Source organism: Micromonospora sp. NBC_00421 (genome assembly GCF_036017915.1).
GTDB lineage: Bacteria > Actinomycetota > Actinomycetes > Mycobacteriales > Micromonosporaceae > Micromonospora.
The window spans coordinates 3658447-3666452 of the sequence record NZ_CP107929.1 but is presented as its reverse complement, the minus strand read 5'-3'; the positions used below and the strand labels follow the sequence as shown (position 1 = coordinate 3666452).

The 8006-nt window shown below is 70.9% G+C and carries 6 protein-coding genes; 4 read left to right on the top strand and 2 right to left on the bottom strand.

What is annotated here, in order from left to right; genetic code table 11:
• The first annotated feature begins 48 nt into the window (after positions 1–48).
• Positions 49–315, top strand: coding sequence for a PqqD family peptide modification chaperone (locus tag OHQ87_RS15210; protein ID WP_328338407.1), 267 nt, complete (start codon positions 49–51; stop codon positions 313–315).
• 74 nt (positions 316–389) lie between these two features.
• Here the strand turns inward: OHQ87_RS15210 and OHQ87_RS15205 are convergent, their stop codons facing one another.
• On the bottom strand, positions 390–977 hold the full coding sequence (locus tag OHQ87_RS15205) for a TetR/AcrR family transcriptional regulator (RefSeq protein ID WP_328338404.1): 588 nt from the start codon (positions 975–977) through the stop codon (positions 390–392).
• Positions 978–1073: 96 nt separating this feature from the next.
• On the opposite strand from OHQ87_RS15205, the gene OHQ87_RS15200 reads away from it, so the two are divergent.
• Together OHQ87_RS15200 and OHQ87_RS15195 are read left to right on the top strand one after the other, a co-directional pair.
• Positions 1074–2810, top strand: a complete 1737-nt coding sequence (locus OHQ87_RS15200; protein WP_328338402.1) for an MFS transporter — start codon at positions 1074–1076, stop codon at positions 2808–2810.
• A gap of 412 nt (positions 2811–3222) precedes the next feature.
• Complete coding sequence (locus tag OHQ87_RS15195) at positions 3223–3999, top strand: thioesterase II family protein (protein ID WP_328338400.1); 777 nt, start codon at positions 3223–3225, stop codon at positions 3997–3999.
• 55 nt (positions 4000–4054) lie between these two features.
• Here OHQ87_RS15195 and OHQ87_RS15190 read toward each other — a convergent pair whose 3' ends face one another.
• A complete protein-coding gene (locus OHQ87_RS15190) occupies positions 4055–4324 on the bottom strand; it encodes a DUF5988 family protein (protein ID WP_328338398.1) in 270 nt (89 codons plus the stop codon).
• Positions 4325–5154: 830 nt separating this feature from the next.
• Here OHQ87_RS15190 and OHQ87_RS15185 point away from each other — a divergent pair.
• Positions 5155–7986 carry a helix-turn-helix transcriptional regulator gene (locus OHQ87_RS15185; RefSeq protein WP_328338396.1) on the top strand — a complete coding sequence of 944 codons (2832 nt, stop codon included), beginning with the start codon at positions 5155–5157 and terminating at the stop codon, positions 7984–7986.
• The last annotated feature ends 20 nt before the right edge of the window (positions 7987–8006 follow it).

Below are 8006 nucleotides of genomic sequence, written 5' to 3'. Positions count from 1 at the left end.
TCGGTTCACCGCAGGTGCCACCAGGGTGGACACGGGGAGGCAGGGAGGATGCGGGTGCGACTCGAACAGGGGATCGTCGCCAAGGTCACCCGGAGCGGGCAGCTGGAGCTGACCTGTGAGCGGGACGGACTGCGGTACCGGTTCGGGGCGACCGCCGCGGCCATGTGGATCGCGTTGCAGCAGCAGGGCGGCTCGCCGGAACGCGCGGCCGGTGTCCTCGCCCGACAGTGGGCGGCAGATCCGGTGGTCACCCGGCGTGATTTCGACGTCTGGCTGGAGGACCTGCTCCGCGCGGGCCTGGTGAGGGTGGAGTGACCACCCCTACCCGACCCCTCTGGGTCGGGCCGGTCGTCCGCAAGGGACGGGAACGACCCCTGTCCCGGGTGGGTTCAGTCGCCGGCCGAGTCGTTGACCGTGTTGACGATCAGCCGCAGCGCGTCGGCCAGTTCCTTGCCGGACGGGGCGGCCGCCGGGTCGAGCAGCCGCTGCACCGTCAACCCGATCATCAGCGCCAACAGGAACGAGCCGAGGGCCTTGCGGGTCTCTTCCGTGACGTTCTCGCCGCCGTTCTGGATGACGAAGGTGGCAAGCGCCGGGCGGGCCCGGGTGTAGCTCTCGGCCAGCTGCTCGCGCAGCACCGGTAGGTGTTCAGCCAGCGCGAACGCCTCGATCCCGGCGACCCAGAGCGGCCGGTGCGTGCCGAACGACTCCACCAGGCCGGTCCACATCGACTCCAACCGGTCCATCAGGTCGGGCTGGGTGCCGTCGCGCAGCACCCGGTCGATCTCGGCGCCCCAGTCCTCGAACGCCTGCACCAGGGCGGCCGTCAGCAGCGCCTCCTTGGAGCCGAAGTGATACCCGATCGACGCCAGGTTGGTGTCCGACGCGGCGACGATGTCGCGGGCGGTGGTGCGTGTGTAGCCGCGCTCGTAGAGGCAGACCCTGGCCCCTGCCAGCAGGCGTTCCCGATGACCCACGGCGCCACCCTACTCGGAACCACCCTGCTCGGAACCACCCCCTAATTCATCCACCGGATGTATACGTGCGTATAGATCCGATGCTAGCTTTCCGCCATGGCTACATCGCAGGCAAAGGCCGGCCGCCGCGAGTGGATCGGTCTCGCGGTACTCGTCATGGTGACACTGATCATCAGCATGGACATGACCGTGCTGTCGTACGCCGTACCGTTCATCACGGCGGACCTTGAACCGACGAGCAGTCAGCTCCTCTGGATCACGGACGTCTACGCCTTCGTGCTGGCCGGCCTGTTGATCCCGATGGGGACCCTGGGGGACCGGATCGGGCGCCGTCGGCTGCTGATGATCGGCGCGGCGGTGTTCGGTGTGGCATCAGCGGCCACGGCCCTCTCCACCAGTCCCGGCATGCTGATCGGGACCCGGGCGGTGATGGGCGCCGCCGGTGCGACCCTGATGCCGTCGACCATGTCGTTGATCCGCAACATGTTCCACGACGAGAACCAGCGTCGCGCCGCGATCGGGCTCTGGGCGGCCGGCTTCTCCGCCGGTGGCGTCATCGGCCTGGTGGCCGGGGGCGCCCTGCTCCAGTACTTCTCCTGGGGCACCGTCTTCGAGATCAACGTGCCGATCATGCTGCTCCTGCTGATTCTCGCCCCGTTGCTGCTCCCCGAGTTCCGCAACGCGGCGGCCGGGCGGCTCGACCTGTTGAGCACGGTACTGGCCTTCGTCGCGGTGCTGCCGACTATCTGGGGCATCAAGCAGTTCGCCGAGGACGGGTGGGACTGGCCGCCGGTGGCCGGGGTGGTCGCCGGGTTGATCTTCCTGACCCTCTTCGTGCTGCGCCAGCGGCGGGCCGCCGAGCCGGTGATCGACGTCCGGTTGTTCCGCGCCCCGGCCTTCAGCGCGGCGGTGGTGATGAACGTGCTTGCCAACTTCGCACTCGTCGGCTTCATGTTCTTCATCAGCCAGTACCTACAGCTGGTGCTCGGGCTGGGCCCGTTCCGCGCCGGGCTCTGGTCGCTGCCGGCGGCGGGCGCGGCGGGCGTCGGCGCGGCGGTGCTGGCCCCGATGCTGGCGCAGCGCTTCCGACGGGCCTACGTCGCCGCCGGTGGCCTGCTGGTGGGGGCCGTCGGCTGCCTGGTGCTCGCCCAGGTCGGCGACGAGGCGGGATTGACCCAGGTGGTGGTCGGCCAGGCGCTGATGACGGGCGGCATCGCGATGGTGCTGACCCTGAGCGCGGAGTTGATCGTCTCCACCGCGCCGCCGGAGCGGGCCGGCGCCGCCGCCGGGCTCTCCGAGACCGGCAGCCAGTTCGGTGCGGCGCTCGGCGTCGCGATCCTCGGTAGCATCGGCACGTTCGTCTACCGGCAGCAGCTCTCCGGCGCGGCCCCCGACGGCGTGCCGGCGGACTCCTGGGCCACCGCCCGGGAGACCCTGGGTGGCGCGGTCGAGGAGAGCCGGACGCTCTCCGCCACCGCGGCGGACACGCTGGCGGCGTTGGCCCGCGCGGCCTTCGCCGACGAGCTGCGGGCCGTGGCGGTCGTCTCGGCCGGCATCCTGCTGGTGACGGCGGTCCTGGCAGCCGTGCTGCTGCGCAACGTGGGCACGTCGGTGCCCGGGCAGGAGACGCCCGGCGGGCCGGTCGACCCCGTGACCACGCCCACCGCCGACCCGTCGTCCACCGCCGACGTCACCCCGGCCACCGCCCCGGTCGACGCGGTGGCGGTCGCCGAGGGCACCGGCCGCGCCGATGCCGCGCCGGGCACCGAAATCCGGATCGGACCGGAGTCGGCAGCCCCGGCCAGCCCCCGGCCGGCCCATCCGGTGGCCTGACCGCACCGTCCCCGGGCTGACGACGACGTTCCCGTCCGGTGCGGGAACGTCGTCCCGTGCGCCCGCCGTCCGGTCGGGGGCTAGGGGGCCGACCATCTACTTAGGGGTTGCCCCGGTCTCCCGGCTGTTCCTACGCTCGACTTCGTCGACGGGCGACGGCACCACGCCGGTACGCCGTGCCGCCCGAGCTGACCGGCAGGGGAGTGCTGATGACGGTCCCGGGTGACGCGCCGGCGCGGACGCCCCGTCGACGTCGACCCCCGGGCGAGCCCCGGTACGCCCGGTCGGTCCGCGTCGCCGATGGGCAGGTCGACCCGGCGACCCGCCACCGGTGGGGCCGGCACGGGAACGTCCCGCTGCAGACGTCCCGCTGCGGGGCGGGCCCGCAGCACCGATCCCCAGAGGACCAGTGATGACGGCAACGCTAGAGAACGACCTGTGGGTACGGCGGTTCCATCCCGCGCCGTCCAGCGCGATCCGGCTGGTGGCGCTGCCGCATGCCGGTGGTTCGGCCAGCTACCTGTTCCCGGTCTCCCGGGCACTCTCGCCCACCGTCGAAGTGCTGGCGATCCAGTACCCGGGCCGGCAGGACCGCCGACACGAGCCGGTGCTGGACACCATCGCCGCGCTGGCCGACGGGGTGTTCGGTGCACTGCGGCCATGGCTGGACCGGCCGGTGGCGCTCTTCGGCCACAGCATGGGCGCGGTGCTCGCCTACGAGGTGGGGCTGCGGTTGCAGCGGGAGACCGGCCGACCGCCGGTGCGGCTGTTCGCCTCCGGCCGCCGGGCCCCGTCCCGCGTCCGACAGGAGCAGTACGTGCACACCCGTGACGACGCCGGGGTGCTGCGGGAACTGGCCCGGCTCAGCGGGTCGGACCCGCGGGTGCTGGGTGACCCGGAGCTGCTGCCGATGATCCTGCCCGCGGTGCGTGGGGACTACAAGGCGGTGGAGACCTACCGGGCCGACCCGGACCAGCGGTTGGACGCCCCGATCACCGTGCTCACCGGCGACGACGACCCGATGACCACACTGGACGAGGCGCACGACTGGCGGCTGCACACCACCGGCGAATGCGACGTACGGGTGTATCCGGGTGGGCACTTCTACCTGAACGACCATGCCGCCGACGTGATCCGGCTGATCGGTACCGAGCTGGAACGGCTGCTGCCCGGCGCGCCGACCGGCTGATCCACAGGACGGTCGACGGGGGCGCTGGTGGCCGGTGCCCCCATCAACCGTGTCGTCATTCGGCGATCTTCGTCCGCATGGTCCAACGGAAGACCACCACCCGCGAGGCGTCGTCGTCGAGGCCGTCGTGGTCACCCGAGCGTTCGAAGTGTTCGTAGCCGCCCAGGTAGGGCACCTTGATCCGGCCGGTGCCGGCCTGCGCGCTGTGGGCCCGGGCGGTGGCCGGCAGACCGACCGGGCCGCCCTCGAGCACCACGTCGAATCGGTCGTCGCCGCGAACGTCGCTGAACCGCCGCGCGTTGCTCACCGATGTGAGATCGTCCACGCTTTCCTCCTCGGCTGGGGGCGGACACGCTTCCGACATCGTGTTGTGCGTCACTGCCCTCGGATAGCTCCAGCCTGGCGGCAAGGAAGGCCTGGGTATACCCGGAGGCGACCCCTAACTCGCCGGCCCGCGACTAGATTTCAGCGGCCCGTCAACCGGCGGCCACTTTTCGGACCCGGCAAGTCGTATTTGTGATCCCCTGCGTCGATGTCGCAAGGTCGACAGGATTACCAGACCTTTGAATTGTGTCTGTAATAGCTCCGTCTCCTCGCCGAAACTCAATTTTTCCTCAAGAGTATTTTGCCCGATTTGCTGTCCATCGACCGTTCGGTGTCGGTGTGACGAGCTCATTGGGATCGGTGGTGACCAAGGCCGTCTTGGCATAAAAATTCCGTTAAGAACCCTCTGTCGGGGTACTTTTGCAGGTCAGCGGCCTGCGGAACGGTGGATTCTGCGGCCGTTTGTGCAGGTCGGAGGCGTGGGGGAGTTTTTGGATCATGAAATGGCTACTGATAGGTAATTTTGTGGCCGGCGTCGAGAACCGGCCAAACGCCACCCCCGTGCGTAATATCGGTGACGAAGTATCACCACCCCACTACCGTCTTGTACGGGTGTCTATGTATGCTGTGTTCGCCGTCGAGGCGCGGCGAAAGCCGTCATTCAATTGACCATCTTCATTGAAATACCCGGTTTGCGGGCTGACGTGGTCAGCGGGCCGGGTGGGCCTCGGCGGACCGCGTGGCATCGAGTCGAACGGTTTCGTCGGGGGCCTGTCCCGCCAGGCGGCAGCGCCCCGTTCGATGCGTCATCGCTGACCTGGGGGGAGACGGGTGGAATTCGTGGAGAGAAGCCGCGAGCTTGACATCTTGCGGGAGCTTTACTCCGGAAGCGCCACGGGCAGGGGGCGGGTCGCACTGATCAGCGGCCCCGGTGCCACGGGCAAGACCGAGTTGCTGCGGGCCTTCGCCGACCACGTCGCCGCGGCCGGTGGGCTGGTGCTGAGCGCCGCCTGCTCACGGGCGGAGCGGCTGCTGCCCGCCGCGGTGATGGGGCAACTGTTCCACAGCGTGCCCCTGCCGGCCGAGGCGCTGCGACGCATCGACACGCTCATCGACCTCGGGGCCACCACGGTCGAGGGAGTCGCCGACATCACCGCGGTGCGCGGAATGTGTGCCGAGCTGCTCGACATCGCCCGGGACCGCCCGCTCGTCCTGCTCGTCGACGACGTCGAGTTCGCCGACGAGACCACCCTGCAAACCCTGCTCTACCTGCAACGCCGGCTCACCGCCGCGCAGATCCTGCTGGTGCTCACCGAGTCGCCCCAACCGCAGCCGTTCAACCCCGAGTTCCGCGCCGAGCTCACCCGGCACGCCTGCTTCTGCAACATCCAGTTGTCACCCCTGTCCGAGCCGGGGGTCGCCGAGCTGCTGGGCGGTTGGACGGACCGGGACACCGCCGCGAAGCTCGCTCCGACGTACCACCGGATCAGCGGTGGCAACCCGCTGCTGCTGCACGCGCTCGGGCAGGACCGGCGGGCCGCCGGCTCGGCGGACGACACCGAGGTGGTCGTCGGCGGTCAGTTCCGCCAGGCGGTCCTGGCCTGCCTGCGGCGCTGGGACCCGGCGATCCTGGAGGTGGCCCACGGGCTGGCACTGCTCGGCGACCTCGCCACCCCGGCGCTGCTGGGCCGGCTGCTGGCCAGCAAGCCGGCCAGGGTCCAGTGGGTGCTCGACGCGCTGACCGCGTCCGGTCTGCTGGACGCGGGGCGGTTCCGTCACCCGGCGGCGCGCGCTGCGGTGCTGCACGACCTGGCCCCGGACGCCCTGTCCGAGATGCACGCCCGCGCGGCGGAGCTGCTGCACGCCGAGGGCGCGCCCGCCTCGGCCATCGGGGGCCACCTGCTCGCGTCAGGCGGTCTCGCCGAGCCCTGGGCGGTCACCGTGCTCCAGGAATCGGCGACCCACGCGCTCGCCGAGGACCGTGTCGAGGACGCGGTGGAGTCGCTCAAGCTGGCCCACGAGATGTGTGACGACGCCCCTCGTCGGGCGGCCCTGACCGCGATGCTTGCCGACTGTCAGTGGCGGGTCAACCCGGCAGCGGTGAGTCAGCACCTCCAGTCCCAGCGCGACGCGCTGCGGGCCGGGCACCTCTCCGAGCGGCACGCCGTGGCGCTGCTGCGCTACCAGCTCTGGCACGGCCACCGGCAGGAGGCCCAGGAGACGCTGCGACACCTGCGCGACGTGCGGCAGCAACTGGACGCCACCACCGCCGCCGAGTTGGAGGGGTGGGCCGAGTGGCTGCGGCTGCACTTCCCGGTCGCGTTCGCCGAACTCGACGCCACTCCCGGCGTCAGGTCGGCCGCCGTCGCGGCCCGGCCCGGCGGCGTACTCGGCTCGGCCACCCCGTCGCTGACCGCCGTGCTGACCGACGGGGTGACCGACGAGGTGATCGCCCGTGCCGAACAGGTGCTCGGCAGCCACCTGCTGGTCGACGTCGGACTGGAGTCGGCGCTGTGCGCGTTGCAGACGCTTGTCTACGCCGACCGGATGGACCGGGCGGTGCACTGGTGCGACGTACTCGGTGTCGAGGCCGGGGCGCGGGGGGCCACCACCTGGCACGCGATCCTGTCCGACGTCCGGTCGCACATCGCACTGCGGCAGGGCGACCTGCCGCTCAGCGAGCGGTTCGCCCGCGAGGCACTGGACGCGATGTCACCGCACAACTGGGGTGTCGCTATCGGCTCGCCGCTGTCCAACCTGCTGCTTGCCAAGATCGGTATGGACAAGCTGGACGAGGCCGAGGCGCTACTCAAGCACGTCATTCCGGATGCCATGCGCGACACCTGGTTCTGGCCGCAGTACCTGCGCGCCCGGGGCCACCTGCACCTTGCCGGGGGACGGGCGCACGCCGCGCTCGCCGACTTCGAGACCTGCGGGCAACTGGCCACCCAGTGGGGGCTGGACCTGCCGACCCTGCTGCCCTGGCGGGGAGACCTGGCCCAGGTCTACCTGCGCTCGGGCCGGCCCGACCGGGCCCGGGGCATGGTGACCGAGCAGCTCTCCCGGCCCGGTGCGGCGAACGCCCGGACCAGGGGCATCTCGCTGCGGCTGCTCGGGTCGGCGCTCGACGTCAGACAACGGGTCGACACCTTGCGCCAGGCGGCGAACCTCCTCCAGGAAGCCGGCGACCGCTACCAGCTCTTCCTCGCCCTGGCCGCGCTCAGCAGCGCGCACTACGGACGCGGGGAGTTCAACACCTCGCGGGTGGTGGCCCGGAGCGCGATGCAACTGGCCAAGGACATCCAGGCGCAGGCGCTGTGTCGCCGGCTGTTGCCCGGGGGTGACGTGACGGGGGCCGACGAGGCGGACGCCCCACCGGAGCACGACGAACTGTCCCGGCTCAGCGACGCCGAGCAGCGGGTCGCCACGCTGGCCGCACTCGGCCACACCAACCGGGAGATCGGCAAGAAGCTGTACATCACGGTGAGCACGGTCGAGCAGCACCTCACCCGGGTCTACCGGAAGCTGAACGTCCGGCGGCGCACCGAGCTTTCACTCGGGCTCCCGATGGACGCCACCGGGGCCGGGCTGCTGGCGGTCGCGCCGAGCGGGGCCGAGCGCTCCTGGTCGCAGTGGGAGTCCGCGGCGGTACAGGCGAGCTGAGCCCCTGCGGGCGGTGCGGG